Annotated in this window: 12 protein-coding genes, 1 tRNA gene and 1 pseudogene; 9 read left to right on the top strand and 5 right to left on the bottom strand. The window is 65.2% G+C overall.

Annotated elements, in window-relative coordinates:
- From E4K64_RS16055 to E4K64_RS16040, 4 genes are all read right to left on the bottom strand, one after another.
- On the bottom strand, window positions 1–615 hold the full coding sequence (locus tag E4K64_RS16055) for an NADH-quinone oxidoreductase subunit C (protein WP_126257328.1): 615 nt from the start codon (window positions 613–615) through the stop codon (window positions 1–3).
- 11 nt (window positions 616–626) lie between these two features.
- Window positions 627–1,214 carry a NuoB/complex I 20 kDa subunit family protein gene (locus E4K64_RS16050; RefSeq protein WP_167772036.1) on the bottom strand — a complete coding sequence of 196 codons (588 nt, stop codon included), beginning with the start codon at window positions 1,212–1,214 and terminating at the stop codon, window positions 627–629.
- Window positions 1,205–1,570 carry an NADH-quinone oxidoreductase subunit A gene (locus E4K64_RS16045; protein ID WP_008136158.1) on the bottom strand — a complete coding sequence of 122 codons (366 nt, stop codon included), beginning with the start codon at window positions 1,568–1,570 and terminating at the stop codon, window positions 1,205–1,207. Before E4K64_RS16045 ends, E4K64_RS16050 begins: the two co-directional genes overlap by 10 nt.
- A gap of 747 nt (window positions 1,571–2,317) precedes the next feature.
- On the bottom strand, window positions 2,318–4,579 hold the full coding sequence (locus tag E4K64_RS16040; protein WP_167772035.1) for a TonB-dependent siderophore receptor: 2,262 nt from the start codon (window positions 4,577–4,579) through the stop codon (window positions 2,318–2,320).
- Between the two features lie 413 nt (window positions 4,580–4,992).
- On the opposite strand from E4K64_RS16040, the gene E4K64_RS16035 reads away from it, so the two are divergent.
- The 5 genes and pseudogenes from E4K64_RS16035 to E4K64_RS16015 all read left to right on the top strand — a co-directional run.
- Window positions 4,993–5,196, top strand: a complete 204-nt coding sequence (locus E4K64_RS16035) for a hypothetical protein (protein ID WP_063194782.1) — start codon at window positions 4,993–4,995, stop codon at window positions 5,194–5,196.
- A gap of 160 nt (window positions 5,197–5,356) precedes the next feature.
- Window positions 5,357–5,433: transfer RNA gene (locus E4K64_RS16030), tRNA-Asp, on the top strand.
- Between the two features lie 202 nt (window positions 5,434–5,635).
- Window positions 5,636–5,980 carry an HU family DNA-binding protein gene (locus E4K64_RS16025; RefSeq protein ID WP_135164378.1) on the top strand — a complete coding sequence of 115 codons (345 nt, stop codon included), beginning with the start codon at window positions 5,636–5,638 and terminating at the stop codon, window positions 5,978–5,980.
- 101 nt (window positions 5,981–6,081) lie between these two features.
- Window positions 6,082–7,332 (top strand): peptidase T, encoded by a 1,251-nt coding sequence (pepT, locus tag E4K64_RS16020; protein ID WP_135164377.1) that lies wholly within the window; start codon window positions 6,082–6,084, stop codon window positions 7,330–7,332.
- A pseudogene (locus E4K64_RS16015) lies at window positions 7,254–8,048 on the top strand (alpha/beta fold hydrolase); the annotation flags it as partial. The gene pepT and the pseudogene E4K64_RS16015, both read left to right, overlap by 79 nt.
- Before the next feature lie 146 nt (window positions 8,049–8,194).
- Here E4K64_RS16015 and E4K64_RS16010 read toward each other — a convergent pair.
- The gene (locus tag E4K64_RS16010; protein WP_135164376.1) at window positions 8,195–9,079 is read right to left on the bottom strand and encodes a hypothetical protein; all 885 of its coding nucleotides are present in this window, start codon (window positions 9,077–9,079) and stop codon (window positions 8,195–8,197) included.
- Between the two features lie 464 nt (window positions 9,080–9,543).
- On the opposite strand from E4K64_RS16010, the gene E4K64_RS16005 reads away from it, so the two are divergent.
- From E4K64_RS16005 to E4K64_RS15990, 4 genes are read left to right on the top strand one after another with little or no spacing between them, the layout of a single operon-like run.
- Window positions 9,544–9,906, top strand: a complete 363-nt coding sequence (locus tag E4K64_RS16005) for a hypothetical protein (protein ID WP_135164375.1) — start codon at window positions 9,544–9,546, stop codon at window positions 9,904–9,906.
- A gap of 54 nt (window positions 9,907–9,960) precedes the next feature.
- On the top strand, window positions 9,961–11,238 hold the full coding sequence (gene ihpA, locus E4K64_RS16000) for a divalent metal ion exporter subunit IhpA (protein ID WP_135164374.1): 1,278 nt from the start codon (window positions 9,961–9,963) through the stop codon (window positions 11,236–11,238).
- Window positions 11,235–12,203 carry a divalent metal ion exporter adaptor subunit IhpB gene (gene ihpB, locus E4K64_RS15995; RefSeq protein ID WP_135164373.1) on the top strand — a complete coding sequence of 323 codons (969 nt, stop codon included), beginning with the start codon at window positions 11,235–11,237 and terminating at the stop codon, window positions 12,201–12,203. The genes ihpA and ihpB overlap by 4 nt, the downstream gene beginning before the upstream one ends.
- Window positions 12,196–15,414, top strand: coding sequence for an efflux RND transporter permease subunit (locus tag E4K64_RS15990; protein WP_135164372.1), 3,219 nt, complete (start codon window positions 12,196–12,198; stop codon window positions 15,412–15,414). Before ihpB ends, E4K64_RS15990 begins: the two co-directional genes overlap by 8 nt.
- The last annotated feature ends 2 nt before the right edge of the window (window positions 15,415–15,416 follow it).

Raw genomic sequence — 15,416 nt, 5'->3', positions numbered from 1 at the left:
TCAGACCTTCGGCCCCGCTTTTTCATCCCCCGGAAGCACCGGATAATCCGCCCCTTCCCACGGCGAGAGGAAATCGAACTTGCGGAATTCCTGGTTGAGCCTGACCGGCTCGTACACCACCCGCTTCTCCTGGTCGTCGTAGCGGACCTCGACGAAACCGGTGGTCGGGAAGTCCTTGCGCAGCGGATGACCCTCGAAGCCGTAATCGGTGAGGATGCGGCGCATGTCGGGATGGCCGACGAAGAACACGCCATAGAGGTCGTAGGCCTCGCGCTCGAACCAGTCGGCGCCGGGGAAGACGTCGATCAGCGACGGCACCTGGGTAGTCTCGTCGGCCTGCGCCTTGAGCCGGATCCGCGCGTTCAGGGTCGGCGACAGGAAGTGATAGATCACGTCGAAGCGCTTTTCGCGCGACGGATAGTCGGCGGCCGTGATGTCGGTGAAGCTGACGAAGCGGCAGCTCGGGTCATCGCGGAGGTACTTGACCACCTCGACGATCTTGCTGACCTCGACCTCAACCGTGAGCTGGTTGAAGGCCACCGAATGACCGGTGGCGGCGCCCGGAAGCGCGCTAACGATCGTCTGCCCAAGGGCGTCGAGCTTGGCGTCGTCCATGACGTAAAACCTTAGCGTTCGATGGTGCCGGTGCGCCGGATCTTCTTCTGCAGCAGCAGCACGCCGTAGAGCAGCGCTTCCGCCGTGGGCGGGCAGCCCGGCACGTAGATGTCGATCGGCACGATACGGTCGCAGCCGCGCACGACCGAGTAGGAATAGTGATAATAGCCGCCGCCATTGGCGCAGGAGCCCATCGAGATGACGTAGCGCGGCTCCGGCATCTGGTCGTAGACCTTGCGCAGCGCGGGCGCCATCTTGTTGGTGAGCGTGCCCGCGACGATCATCACGTCGGACTGGCGCGGCGAGGCCCGCGGCGCGAAGCCGAAGCGCTCGACGTCGTAGCGCGGCATCGACACCTGCATCATCTCGACCGCGCAGCAGGCGAGACCGAAGGTCATCCACATCAGGGAGCCGGTACGCGCCCAGGTGATGAGGTCGTCGGTCGCGGCCACGAAGAAGCCCTTGTCGGACAGCTCGGAATTGACCTCGAGGAAGAACGGATCGTTGGCCCCGACCGGCTTGCCGGTCGACGGGTCCAGGATGCCCTTGGGGGCCGGTGCGACGACCGGGCCCGTGGACGCTGCAGGGGTCAATCCCATTCCAGTGCTCCCTTCTTCCATTCATAGGCGAACCCGACCGTCAGCACGGCGAGAAACACCACCATGGACCAGAAGCCGGTCGCGCCAAGCTTGCCGAACGCCACCGCCCAGGGAAACAGGAACGCCACCTCGAGGTCGAAGATGATGAAGAGGATGGCGACCAGGTAGAAGCGGACATCGAACTTCATGCGCGCGTCGTCGAAGGCGTTGAAGCCGCATTCATACGCCGACAGCTTTTCCGGATCCGGCTGCTGGAACGCCACGATAAACGGCGCGATCAGCAGCACGAGGCCGATCAGGCCCGCTACCCCTATAAAGACGACGAGTGGAAGATAGTTCTGCAGAATGCCGCTCATGGCGAGCCCTTTTTCCCGCAGCCTCGGGACAGCCACGGATTCGTCCGGTTTGGAATTATTCTGAGCCTTAGCGCAGTGCACCAATGGGCGCAAGACACGGTCTTTTCAGGCCCTTTGCCGCTCCCAGAACGGCAAAAATCCCGGAATCACCCCGCGTTGGTATGGAGCAGATCGCAGAGCCCAGCAAGGGCGGTCAGCCGTTTTGCAGGGGGAGCAGCTGGGAGATTGCGGCGCGCGGGCCACGGCAGCGTCTTGCCGTCGATCGCCCGAGAAAAACGCCGGGTTTTCGGCTGCGGCAGCGCACGCAGCGAGGCATAAGACCCACCTCAGGAACCTTCGACTGTCCCCGGCGACAGCTTGGCTGGCCAAATCCGAAGCTGCAGCGCCCGAGGGGCCGGTGATTGTCAGCCGCGAGCCAAGACAAGGTCAAGACAAGTTAGAGCAAGGACACCTATCCACAGGCGCAGGCCATCAGACGAGCCATGCATCGCGGTGAGGACTGGGCCTGCCTCCTGCGGGATCGGCATCGTCTTGCGCTATAGTGCAGCCCGTTCGGGCCCCGCCGCGAGCGCGGCGACGGCGACGTGGAGGGCCGTCGCGCGTGCCGCGCTCGGATGAGCTTCCGGCTAGGGGGGCATAGCCCGGCAGCTCATCAAATGCGTGATCAAAGACCGGCGGCAGTCCAAACAGGGACAGAGGGACGGTCGAGATCGGGCCGGCCCGGCCGATGTCGCCCCTCGCCCATCCTCACCATTTGTAGGAGACGCTGGCGGTCACGCGCCGGCGGTCGCCGTAGAAGCATGACGTGGCCGACGCGCAGCTCGCGACGTAGATCTTGTCGGTCAGGTTGATCACGTTCAGCGCGGTACGCCAGTTCTGCCATTCGTAATGGAGCGCGAGATCGCCGAGCACGACCGCGGGGACCTCCAGAGTGTTGGCCTGGTCGGCCCAGGACGAGCCGACGTAGCGGACCCCGCCGCCGAAGCCGAACCCTTCGAGCGGTCCGTCCTTGAAGGTGTAGTCGGCCCAGCCCGACACCAGGAGCTCAGGCGTGTTGGTCGGCGTCTTCCCGACCAGCGCCGGATTGAGATCCTTGCTGGTGAAGAGATGATAGGCCGTGAAGGCGCCGATGAACTTCAGCTCCTTCGTGGCGTTGGCCACTACTTCGAGCTCGATGCCGCGCGAGGTCACCTCGCCGGTCTGGTTCTGCAACGTGGGGATCACCGGATCGGTGGTGGCCACGTTCTGACGTTTCAGGTTGAAGACCGAGGCGGTGAAGTAGCCGTCGAAGCCCTTGGGAGCGACCTTCACGCCGACTTCGGCCTGTTGGCCGGTCTCCGGCAGGAACAGGCGCTTCGTTGCACTATTGATGCCAATGATCGGATTGTAGCTGGTCGCGTAAGAGACGTAGGGCGCGATGCCGTTGTCGAAATTATAGATCAATCCGGCGCGCCCGCTGAACCTGCTGTCATCGCGGCTGGCGACGGTGGCGCCGGTATCACGAGCGGCCTGAGTCGTCTCGACCCAGTCATTGCGCCCGCTCAGCACCAGCGTGAAGTTGCCGAGCTTCATCTGATCCTGAAGATAGGTGCCGGCCTGCTTCTGCGTAATCCTGACGTTACTGAACGGATCGCCGGTGATCGGAATGTCACCCACGCCGTACGCCGGATTCAGAGCATTGATTGACGGCACTCCGAAGAAATTGAAAGCTTGATAATCGTCGATCTGGTAGCCCCTCAGATCGACGCCGAACAGCATCGTGTGCTTCACCGGGCCGGTATCGAAACGATACTCCAACTGGTTGTCGAGATTGGCCTGGTTGGCCGTGTCCTTCGCATACCAATTATAACGGAAGATGTCGCCGGCCGTCGCATTGGTATAGCCGTTGCCGACGTAGCCGCGATAGGTCACATCGACGTGCGCGAACCGCGCATTCTGCCGGAACGTGAGGTCATCGGTGAGATTGCGCTCGAACTGATAGCCCAGCATCTCCTGCTCGCGCGTGAACTTGTCGACACTGGGATCGCCGACGAAGAAGCTGGTCGGGATCTTGCCGAACGGTGCGTTGGTCACCGTGCCCTGGTACGGCAGGAAGTTGATGCCCCTCGTGTCCGTCTTCGAGGCTGATGCGAGAACCGTGAAGGTCGTATCGGCATCAGGCTTCCAGGTGAATGACGGCGCGATGAAATAGTTGTTATCAGGCGTGAAGTCGACCTGCGTGCCGCCGTTCCTGACCTCGCCGACGACGCGGTAGAACAGCTTGCCATCCTGAGGCTGCGTCGCAACCGGCCCGCCGACATCGAAGCCGACATAAGCATTGCCGAAATTGTTCACTCCGGTCTCGATGTAGCGGATCGGCTCGGCCGGCGGCATCTTGCTGATGACGTTGACGATGCCGCTCGGGCTTGATCCGCCGTAGAGCACCGCCGACGGACCGCGCAGCACCTCGACGCGTTCCATGTTGGACGGCGGCAGCCGCCAGCTCGCATAGGCGGTGTAGAACAGCTGCATGCCGTCCAGGAACAGTCCGATGTCGTCGGACTTGAAGCCGCGGATCAGCCACCAGTCGTTGCGGGTGTCCGCGCCGAACGTCCCGGCGCGCACGCCGGCGGTGTAGCGCAGGGTTTCATCGAGCTTCATCGGCTTCTGGTCGCGGATCTGCTCGGCACTGATCACCGACACCGATTGCGGCGTCTCGATGATCGGCGTGTTGGTCTTGGTGCCGGACGAACTGCGGCCGGCGACGTAGCCGTTCACCGGGCCGCGCGGCGTCTCGACGAAGCCGACATTGCGCTGCGGCTGCTGCGGTCTGTTTCGAGTGGCGACCTGTTCCGACGCCCGCGGCAGACGGCGCTGAGGAGTTGTGGCCGCGCGGCGGCGCGCTTCCGGCGCGGTGACGGTCACCGACGGCAGGTTCTGCGCCCCACTCTGCGAGGAAGATTGTGCAAGTGATGCCTGCGGCATCAAGACCAAAGCGGACGCGGTCGCCAACACGGCCGACCGCAGCATTCCAAGACTGTTCAACGCGCCACCCCAAAGCTGCATGTTCGATACGTCATGCCGCTGTCCCCGGACGGCATGCGCTCGGACGTCACGCTTATGGGAGGGCGCGAAAATTCCCTAATTGAAAGCTTCTTAGAACAGCTCTTAGAAGCGATCCAACATGTCCAAGGATTGCTGCGAGTCAGTGCGGGCCACTCTTCGGATTAACCGATTTTCCAATCCGCTTGCGGAAACCCCGGGGCAGGTCGCCAGGCTTCGGCGGAGCCGGACGCGACCGACCGGCTCCCGCCCTCAGGTGCCGGCGGACGCAGCCCGGCGGCGAGATGAAACCATTTTGCGGAACCCGCGAAACCATCCGGAAACAGATGGTCCTTAAGACAACAGCCATAGACGGCGGCAAAGCCCGTCGGGAGGCTCAGATGAACCACTCAATTCACTCTGCTGATCGTGCGACCCACCTGAAGATCGTGGTGGTGGCGCTGGTAGCCGGCATCATGGTGGCCGGCTTCGGGATCGCAGCCCGTACCAATGCCGATTACAGCCAGACCGCCCAATCCACCCACGTGATCAAGGCCGGCAAGCCGGTGGTGGTGACGAGCGCCGGGACCTCGGAGATTCGCTGATAATTCCTCTTCCGGGCTGACCAATGGCCGCCTTCGGGCGGCCTTTTTCGTTTTCCGGAGTAATGCTTAGCCGAGATGCACCGGGGAAGCGCAACGTCCTTGACTTCACCCAGCCCCGCCTTTAATTCCCCCCTCGTTCCGCGCGCATCGAGCGAACCACGCGGGAGTAGCTCAGTTGGTTAGAGCGCCGGCCTGTCACGCCGGAGGTCGCGGGTTCGAGCCCCGTCTCTCGCGCCATTTTGGCAATTCCTTCATAGCCTTAGCCTGAATTTCTCAACGCCCGCGGCATCTGCGCCGGCGTTTGATTGCGCACGGCGGGAACTCTCGGCATGGTCAGCCCGCGCCCGAATCGTCTACGCCTTCCAAGGCTTAGAGGGATTCCCCACGCAGGACCGGCTTTTCCGGGGCCTCCCTGTCATTGGAATCGAGGAGGCCAGTCATGGCTAAGAAGGATTCGGCGAAGAAAGATTCGGCGAAGAAAGATTCGGCGAAGAAGGCAGCCAATCCCGCCACCATCACGCTCAAGCATCTCGCCGCCGATATCGCCGAGAGCCAGGAGCTCTCGAAAAAGCACGCCGAGGCGGTTCTGACCGACATGGTCGACCTGATCGCCAAGCACCTGCGGAAGGGCGACCGCGTCCGCATTGTCGGTCTCGGCATCCTCCAGGTCCGCAAGCGCGCCGCCCGCACCGGCCGCAATCCCGCCACCGGCGAGGCGATTCACATCAAGGCGAGCAAGAAGGTCACCTTCCGTCCGGTCAAGGAACTGAAAGAGGCGATCTGAGGCAAGGTTTCGTTAGGCCTGATCTCAACTCGATCCAGCCGCAACGCGGCCCGCTTTCTGGTATACCGCCTCTCATCCCCTGACCCGGCGGTTGACCAGAAATGTCCTCTCTCACCTTTTCGCACACCGTGACCGAGCGCTTCCTGCGCTACGTCACCATCGACACCCAGTCCGATCCGGAATCCCCCCGCTCGCCCTCGACCGAGAAGCAGAAGGATCTCGGCCGCGTGCTCGCCGCCGAGCTGAAAGCCATGGGCGTCGCGGACGCGCATCTTGACGATTATGGCTACGTCTACGGCACGATCCCGGCCAACACCGACAAGAAGGTGCCGGTGATCTGCTTTTGCTCGCACATGGACACCTCGCCCGACGTCACCGGCAAGGACGTCAAGCCGCAGATCTGGAAGAACTATCGCGGCGGCGACCTCGCCCTGCCGGGCGACCCCAGCCAGGTGATCCGCTTCAATGAGCATCCGGCGCTGAAGAACCAGATCGGCAACGACATCATCACCACCGACGGCACGACGCTATTGGGTGCCGACAACAAGGCCGGCGTCGCCGAGATCATGGATGCCGCGCATTTCTTCATCAACAATCCCGACGTGAAGCACGGCACCATCAAGATCCTGTTCACGCCGGACGAGGAGATCGGCCGCGGCGTCGACAATGTCGACCTGAAGAAGCTCGGCGCCGATTTCGGCTACACCATGGACGGCGAAAGCGCCGGCTGCGTCGAGGACGAGACCTTCTCGGCCGATGGCGCCACCATCACCATCAACGGCGTCAGCGCTCATCCCGGCTACGCCAAGGGCAAGATGGAGCACGCCATCAAGATCGCGGCTGCCATCGTCGAGCGGCTGCCTCGCGAAGGCTGCTCGCCGGAGACGACCTCGGGCAAGCAGGGTTTTCTGCATCCGATCGGCATCGAGGGCGCGCTGGAGCAGGCGACGCTGTCCTTCATCGTCCGCGACTTCAGCGAGGAAGGGCTGAAGGAGAAGGAGGACCTGCTCGAGAGCATCGTCAAGGACGTGATGAAGGACTATCCGCGCTCGACCTACAAATTCGAGGTGAAGGAGCAATACCGCAACATGAAGCAGGTGATCGACCGTCACCCGCACGTGCTCGAATACGCCATCGAGGCGATCCGCCGCGCCGGGCTGCGCCCGATGCGCACCGCGATCCGCGGCGGCACCGACGGCTCGCGCCTGTCCTTCATGGGCCTGCCCTGCCCCAACATCTTTGCCGGCGAGCACGCCTTTCACTCCCGGCTCGAATGGGTCAGCCGGCAGGACATGGAAAAGGCGGTGCAGACCATCGTCCATCTCGCGATGATCTGGGAGGAGAAGGCCTGACGCGCGACGAGAATCAACTTCGCAATTCGATGCAATACATCGCATCCGGCCGTGCCAGCCTCGCAACGGAAGTCGCAGGCGACGCCGAGACCGTCGTCTTTCTTCATGCCAATGTGTGCGACCGGCGCATGTGGCGCGCCCAATTCGATTGGATGAGCGCGACCCACAGAGCAGTTGCCTATGACCGACGCGGGTTCGGCGAAACCCGCGCCGAGCCTGAAGACTTTTCCGCCCTCGCCGACCTCGTCGCGGTGCTGGAGGCGACCGCAGGCGGCCAGCCCGCAATCCTCATCGGCTGCTCGCTCGGCGGGCGCATCGCGCTCGATGCCGCGGTCCGGCATCCCTCCCGCGTTCGCGCCCTCGTTCTGATCGCTCCGAATGTCGCAGGCGCACCCGATCCGGACTATGCCCCCGACATCGAGGCGTTGATGAAGCAATCGAAGCAGGCCGAGGCCTCAGGCGACCTCGAACGGTTGAACGCGATGAAGGCGCGCCTGTTGCTGGATGGCCCGCGGGCCCCCGAGGGCCGCGTCACCGGTCCCGCCCGCGATCTGTTTCTCGACATGAACGGCATCGCACTCCGCTCCGCACCGTTCGGATCGGACGTCGATATTCAACCCTTCTACCACCGGCTTCATGAGATCGCGGTGCCCACCCTCGTCGTCTGGGGTGAGCTCGACTTCCCCTATGTTCAGGATCGCTGTCGCCACGTCGTCGCGGCAGTCCCGGGCGCGCAGGGCCATGAAATGCCCGACGTAGCCCATCTCCCCCAGCCTGGAGCGCCCGGCGGACGTCACAAGTCTCGTTACCGAGTTCGTCCGCCGGCACGCGGGCACAGGCAGGTAGAGGCACGCCTCGAAAGCTACGACACCGGCATCACGCGCGGATTGCGATGGAAACGATTTGAGCTCGCCATCCAATTCGGCAACGGCTCTCCATCGCGATGCCGTCCGCCGGCGACGGCTGCAGCCCAGGCCACCGCGGCGCCGATCAGGGTCGCGGCCGCGACCGAGAATGCCACGATGATCGAGTTGCGCCGCGCACGGTTGATCGCCGTCTTCGAATCCGCGATCAGCGCATCGACGCGCCGTTCGGCGTCGGGGGCCGCCAGCCCTGTGAGACCAGCAACCTGTTGCACCAGGTAGGCCCGGTCATCGGTGCTGACGCCGCTGTGGCTGGACGACGTCATCAGAATGCGTCCCGCTTCAGCACGCGCCTCCCTCAGATCGATGTTCGGCGCGCGGCGGGGTGCGCGGAACAGCTTGTCGAGCTCATAGCTCAACAGAGGCTCGGCCGCGGACGTATTGCTGGCTGAACTCCGCATCGGCGAACGGTCGAGCGCAGCAGCGCCGAGCAGCGCGAGCAGAGCCGCGCCGGCCAGCACGGCCAGGGCCCAGGAGGTGAGCCCGTGCAGGCCGTCCCGCCGCTCGCCATCATCCTCGATGGTTGCAAGCGCTGGCGCCGGTCGGGCCGTCCGGCCGGCGATGTAGCCGCCGAAGCCGAAGCTGATGATCGCCTGGATGATCAGATAGAGCCCGGAGAGCAGCGCCAGCGCTGCCGATGCATCGCGCCAGGTCGGCGAGGCCGAACTGACCCCCAAGCCGACCGCGACACCAAATCCGATCAGGATGAACGACATTGCGCTGGCGGCGAGAGCGCCTGCGAACACCGAGCTCCATTGGATGGGGCGGGAGGCTTCGCCCTCCAGGCCGCCTTCCATGATTTCTTCCCGTACGAGCGTTTCCATTGTCGTCCTCTCAACGCAGGCCGAAGAACGACAGGATCGCCATGATGACGACGATCAAGCCGATCAGATAAATCAGTCCGTCCATTGTCCGTCCTCCTCAGTTTCTTCTGACGCCTAATCGCGACGTATGAGGAACGTTCCAAATTGCAGAGATCGGCGGGAACGAATGGGCGAGATGTGAATTAAGTGCTGGAGTCCCGAGGATGAAGATTGTGAGCACAAGGCCTCAGTCGGCTAGTTCCGGCTGGGGCCTTTCCGTGTCTGCGACCGCCGCACCGGCGCCGGTTCGCACGGCCACGATCGAGACATTCGCTTCACGCCGGCGCCATATCGCCCGCCGATGAAACGCGATCGGCTCGCGTGCACCGCTGCGGCGATTGTTCCAGGGACGTAACAATGTTGCGGGTCGACACTGTTCCGGCCGCCATGCTAGGCCGGGCACCGACCGCAACCAGAGTGACGTCGTGCTCGCCACCCGCCAGCCCTCAGCAACCTGCCGTCCGTGCCATTGGCGCGGGCTGCTGTCCGTGCTGATCGCGGTGGTCTATCTGCTTGCGGGCGCGCTGCACGCCTCGCACGATATCGACGTGACCACGCCCGGCGGTGGCTCGGAGGCTGCCGCGGTCCTGGGTGAACCCTCGGGCCATAGCGACCACAAGGCCGTCGGCGGCCATCATTGTCATGGCTGCTTCTCGCTGGCGGTCACCCAGCCGGCGCCATCGGCCGCGTCGGTCGCGCCCGTGCCGGCAACACGCCCGCAACATGCCTCCCGGCTCGCCGGCATTGTCCCCGAAACCGACTCTCCGCCTCCCAAACGCATTGCCTGAACGGATTGGTCGGGCGTCTGCGCCCATTAGGTTCATCCTTCACAGGTCGGTTTCATGTTTCGCAGGGGAATGGCCGCGCGCCTGGCGTGCGCGGCAGCGTGTCTGATTGCCGGAGTGGCTCTTGCACTGCCGTCGCAGGCCCAGACTTTGACGATGCGCAGTGCACTGTCGCGTGCGCTGGCCGCGAGCCCGCGGCTGACGGCGGCGGAGCGCGACGTCGGCATCGCCACGGGCCAGCGCATCCAGGCCGGCGCGCTGCTCAATCCGGAACTGTCCTACGAGCAGGACGATTCGTTCGGCTCCGGCAAATATCGCGGGACGCGATCGGCCGAGACCACGCTCCAGATCAGCCAGGCCTTCGAGCTGTTCGGCAAGCGCGACGCGCGGATCGCGGCCGGAGCGGCCGGTGTCGAAGTCGCGGCAATCCAGCGCAAGGCCGTCAGGCTCGAAGTGCTGTCGGAGACCGCGATCGCCTTCCTCAGCGTGCTCGGCGCGCAGCGCCGCATCCAAATCCTCGACGAGCAGATCGCCGCCATCGACCGCCTGACCCCGCTGCTGCGCCGCCGCGTCGAGGCCGGCGCCTCCTCGCCGGCCGAGACCGGCCGCGCCGAGGTCGCCTCCGCCCTCGTGAGGGCCGACCGCGAACGCTTCAAGGCGAGCCTGGCGAGCGCCCGGCGCGAGCTTGCGGTGCTGATGGGCGATCCCGCCGCGAAATTCGGCGAGGTCTCCGGTCGGCTCGACACCATGGGCAAGCCGCCGACCTTCCAGTCCGTCGTCGCCGCCATCGACGCCAATCCGCAGCTGGTGCGCTGGACCGCGGTGTTTGCCCAGCGCAACGCCGAGCTGCTGCTGGCGCGGCTCAAGCCCTATCCTGATGTACGGATTGCCGCCGGCTGGCGTCACTATAGCGAGACCAATGACGACGCGGTTCGGCTGTCCCTCTCGGTTCCGATCCCCGTGTTCGACCAGAACCAGGGCAACATCCTGTCGGCGCAGGAAAGCCTTGCCAAGACCAAAGCCGAGCGCGAGGCCAACCGCAACACGCTGATCGTGATTGCGGGGCGCGCCTACGACTCGCTGCAGGGCTCGCTGCGCGAACTCGCGGTGCTGCGCGAGACCGCCATTCCCAAGGCCGTTGAGGCGTCCGAGGCGATCTCGCAAGGCTACGGCCAGGGCCGCTTCACCCTGCTCGAGGTGCTCGATGCCCAGGCCAGCGTCACCCAGGCGCGGCTGCGCGAGCAGGAGGCGCTGCAGAATTTCCATGCAGGCGTCGCGACCATCGAAGGCCTCGTCGGCAATCCCTTTACGCTGGCGCGGGAGAGCGCACGATGAAGATGTCCTCCACCGTTCTCGTCGCAATCGTCGCCGCCGCGCTCGGCGCTTACAGTTACTCCCTGCTCGCGCCGGCCAAGGTCGGGCCCGCCGAGCATTCCGAACCGAGGAAGCCGAACGACCATGTCGAGCAGGACGAGCACGGCGCCGACCGCATCCGCATCTCCGACGTCAAGCTGGCGGCCGCTGGCGTCACGCTGGCGGAGGCCGCGAGCGCGACGCTGACCGACACGCTCGCCTTCAACGGCATCCTGCGCGCGAACCAGGAAGCCGTGGTGCAGGTGACGCCGCGCTTTCCGGGCCTCGCCAAATCGATTCTGAAACGCATCGGCGACAAGGTGAGCAAGGACGACCTGCTGGCCGCGATCGAGAGCAACCAGAGCCTCACCGTCTACGAGCTGAAGGCGCCGATTGCCGGAACCATCATCGAGCGGCAGATCTCGCTCGGCGAATACGTCTCCGAGCAGAAGCCGGCCTTCGTCGTCGCCGACCTCTCCACCATCTGGGTCGATCTTTCGATCTATCGGCAGGATCTCCGGCGTGTCCACCTCAACGACGAGGTGCTGATCGATCCCGACGACGGCCGCGGCGAGATCAAGGGCACGATCTCCTATATGGCGCCGATCGGCTCGAGCGAGACCCAGACCGCATTGGCGCGCGTGGTGCTGCAAAACCCGGACGGGCGCCTGCGTCCCGGCCTGTTCGTCACGGCGCGGCTGATCCTCGCCGCACGCAACGTCGCGGTCGCCGTGCGCCGGAGCGCGATTCAGACGCTGGAGAGCCGGACCATCGTGTTCGTCCGCGAGGACGGCGACAAGATCGAGGCGCGCCCGGTCGAACTTGGAGATTCCGATCCCCGCCACGTCGAGATCAAGGCCGGGCTTTCTGCCGGCGAGCATTACGTCGCCGAGAACAGTTTTGTCGTGAAGGCGGAGATGGGCAAGGGCGAGGCCGAGCATGATTGAGCGCCTCATCGCCGTCTCGCTTGCCCAGCGCTGGCTGGTCCTCCTGCTCGCGCTCGGCGCCGTCGCTTTCGGGGCCTGGAATTTCCAGCGCCTGCCGATCGACGCCGTCCCCGACGTCACCAACGTCCAGGTCCAGATCAACACCCGCGCGCCGGGCTATTCGCCGCTCGAGACCGAGCAGCGCATCACCTTCCCGGTCGAGACTGCGATGGGAGGCCTGCCGAAACTCGACTACACCCGCTCGCTGTCGCGCTACGGCCTCAGCCAGGTGACGGTCGTGTTCAAGGACGGCACCGACATCTTCTTCGCCCGCCAGCTCGTCGGCGAACGCATCCAGCAGGTGAAGGACCAGCTGCCTGTTGGCGTCGAGGTCGCGATGGGCCCGGTCTCGACCGGGCTCGGCGAAATCTTCATGTACACAGTCGAGGCCAAGGCGGGCGCGAAGACGCAAGGCGGCCACGATTATTCGCTGACCGAATTGCGCACCGTGCAGGACTGGATCATCAAGCCGCAGCTTCGCAACGTGCCCGGCGTGATCGAGATCAACACCATCGGCGGCTTCGAACGGCAATTCCACGTGCTGCCGGACCCCGGCAAGCTGATGGCCTACCGGCTCGGCTTCCGCGACGTGATGACGGCGCTCGCCGCCAACAACGCCAATGTCGGCGCCGGCTATATCGAGCGCAATGGCGAGCAATATCTGGTTCGCTCGCCGGGCCAGGTCGGCAACATCAGCGAGATCCAGGACATCGTGATCGGCTCGCGCGGCGGCAATCCCGTCAGGATCAGGGACGTCGCGACGGTCACCGAGGGGCGCGATTTGCGCACGGGAGCTGCGACACGCGACGGCGAGGAAACCGTACTCGGCACCGCCATGCTGCTGATCGGCGAGAACAGCCGCACGGTGGCGCGCCGCGTCGCGGCCCGGCTCGAGGACATCGCCAAATCGCTGCCCGAAGGCGTCGTGACGCGGACCGTCTACGATCGCACCGACCTCGTCGAAGCCACCATCCGCACCGTCAGGAACAATCTGCTGGAGGGCGCGGCGCTGGTGGTGGCGGTGCTGTTCCTGATCCTCGGCAACATCCGCGCGGCGCTCGTGGTGGCCTGCGTCATTCCGCTATCGATGGCGATGACGATCACCGGCATGGTCGAGACCAAGGTCAGCGCCAACCTGATGAGCCTGGGCGCGATCGATTTCGGCATCATCGTCGACGGCGCCGTCATCATCGTCGAGAATTGCCTGCGCATGCTGGCTGCGGCCCAGCGCGAGAAAGGTCGCCTGCTCACGCTCCCGGAGCGGCTGCGGGCGATCCAGCGCGGATCGAGCGAAGTCATCAAGCCGAGCCTGTTCGGAACGCTGATCATCGCCGTGGTCTACCTGCCCGTGCTGACGCTGACCGGCGTCGAAGGCAAGATGTTCACGCCGATGGCGCTGACCGTGCTGATGGCGCTGGGCGCCGCCGTGCTGTTCTCCATCACGTTCGTGCCGGCGGCGGTGGCCATCTTCGTCACCGGCAAGGTATCCGAGCACGAAAACCTGTTCATGCGGATGGCGAAGCGTGGCTATGTGCCACTGCTCCGCTGGGCCATCGACAACCGCGCGGCCGTCGCCATCATGGCCGCGCTCATCGTGATCGCCAGCGGGATCGCTGCTTCGCGCATGGGCGGCGAGTTCATTCCGAGCCTGGACGAAGGCGACGTCGCGCTTGCCTCGATCCGGATTCCCGGCACCAGCCTGACGCAATCGCTGGATCTGCAGAAGGCGCTGGAAAAGCGCATTACGCAGATTCCTGAGGTGAAGGAGTTCTTCACCCGCATCGGCACCGCCGAGATCGCGACCGACCCGATGTCGCCGGCGCAGACCGACGGCTACATCATGCTCAAGCCGCGCAGCGAATGGCCCGACCCGGACAAGCCGAAATCGGAGGTGATCGAGGCCATCGACCATGCCGCGGACGACATTCCCGGCAGCGCCTATGAACTTTCCCAGCCGATCCAGTTCCGGGTCAACGAGCTGATCTCCGGCGTGCGCAGCGATGTCGGCGTCAAGATTTTCGGCGATGACCTCGACATCCTGCAAGGTGCCGCAAGGCAGGTCGAGGCCGCGATCCGCGGCATCCGAGGCGCCAGCGACGTCAAGATCGAGCAGGTCGCGGGCCTGCCGATCCTCACCGTCCGCCTCGACCGCCAGGCGCTCGCCCGCTACGGCCTCAGCGTCGCCGAGGTGCAGGGCATCGTCGAGATCGCAGTCGGCGGCAAGTCCGCCGGCAAGCTGTTCGAGGGCGACCGCCGTTTCGACATCGTGGTCCGCTTGCCCGAGCATTTGCGCGGCAATCTCGAGGCGATCCGGGCGATCCCCATCCCGTTGCCGCCTGGCGAGGAGGCCGGCTCCGGCTCGGCCATTCGAACCGCGCTCGTCGCCTCTCCCCTCGCCCAGATGCGCTACGTGCCGCTGTCGTCGGTCGCCACCGTCGATGCGACGCCCGGGCCCAACCAGATCAGCCGCGAGAACGGCAAGAGACGGATCGTCGTCACCGCCAACGTCCGCGCGCGCGACCTCGGCTCCTTCGTGGCCGAGGCCGAGACAGCGGTGGCCGAGAAGGTCAAGCTGCCGCCGGGCTACTTCATCGGCTGGGGCGGCCAGTTCGAGCAGCTGGTCTCGGCGACCAAGCGGCTGACCATTGTGGTGCCGGTGGCGTTGCTGCTGGTGTTCCTGCTGCTGTTCATGAGCATGGGATCGGCGGCCGACGCGGCGCTGGTGTTCTCCGGCGTGCCGCTGGCGCTGACCGGCGGCGTTGCCGCGCTGTTGCTGCGCGACATTCCCCTCTCCATCAGCGCCGGTGTCGGCTTCATCGCGCTGTCGGGCGTCGCCGTGCTCAACGGCCTCGTGATCATCGCCTTCATCGAGCGGCTGCGCGGCGAGGGGCGCCCCATCGCGGAGGCCGTGCGCGAGGGCGCGCTGACGCGGCTGCGGCCGGTGCTGATGACGGCGCTCGTCGCCTCGCTCGGCTTCGTGCCGATGGCGCTCGCCACCGGCGCCGGCGCCGAGGTGCAGCGGCCGCTCGCGACCGTGGTGATCGGCGGCATCATCTCGTCGACCGCCCTGACCCTGCTGGTGCTGCCGGCGCTCTACGTGCTGTTCCGCCGTGACGGGGCGCGCGAAACGCCTACAATGACGGCTGATTTGGCGGCTTCCGGGGAGCGCTAGAA

It is taken from the genome of Bradyrhizobium frederickii, from assembly GCF_004570865.1.
Lineage (GTDB): Bacteria > Pseudomonadota > Alphaproteobacteria > Rhizobiales > Xanthobacteraceae > Bradyrhizobium > Bradyrhizobium frederickii.
This window is presented reverse-complemented; position numbering and strand designations above follow the sequence as displayed.

Coding starts and splice junctions, on each gene's coding strand:
- E4K64_RS16055 (WP_126257328.1), bottom strand. CDS start 615: ATGGACGACGCCAAGCTCGACGCCCTTGGGCAGACGATCGTTAGCGCG.
- E4K64_RS16050 (WP_167772036.1), bottom strand. CDS start 1,214: ATGGGATTGACCCCTGCAGCGTCCACGGGCCCGGTCGTCGCACCGGCC.
- E4K64_RS16045 (WP_008136158.1), bottom strand. CDS start 1,570: ATGAGCGGCATTCTGCAGAACTATCTTCCACTCGTCGTCTTTATAGGG.
- E4K64_RS16040 (WP_167772035.1), bottom strand. CDS start 4,579: ATGCTGCGGTCGGCCGTGTTGGCGACCGCGTCCGCTTTGGTCTTGATG.
- E4K64_RS16035 (WP_063194782.1), top strand. CDS start 4,993: ATGAACCACTCAATTCACTCTGCTGATCGTGCGACCCACCTGAAGATC.
- E4K64_RS16025 (WP_135164378.1), top strand. CDS start 5,636: ATGGCTAAGAAGGATTCGGCGAAGAAAGATTCGGCGAAGAAAGATTCG.
- pepT (WP_135164377.1), top strand. CDS start 6,082: ATGTCCTCTCTCACCTTTTCGCACACCGTGACCGAGCGCTTCCTGCGC.
- E4K64_RS16010 (WP_135164376.1), bottom strand. CDS start 9,079: ATGGAAACGCTCGTACGGGAAGAAATCATGGAAGGCGGCCTGGAGGGC.
- ihpA (WP_135164374.1), top strand. CDS start 9,961: ATGTTTCGCAGGGGAATGGCCGCGCGCCTGGCGTGCGCGGCAGCGTGT.
- ihpB (WP_135164373.1), top strand. CDS start 11,235: ATGAAGATGTCCTCCACCGTTCTCGTCGCAATCGTCGCCGCCGCGCTC.
- E4K64_RS15990 (WP_135164372.1), top strand. CDS start 12,196: ATGATTGAGCGCCTCATCGCCGTCTCGCTTGCCCAGCGCTGGCTGGTC.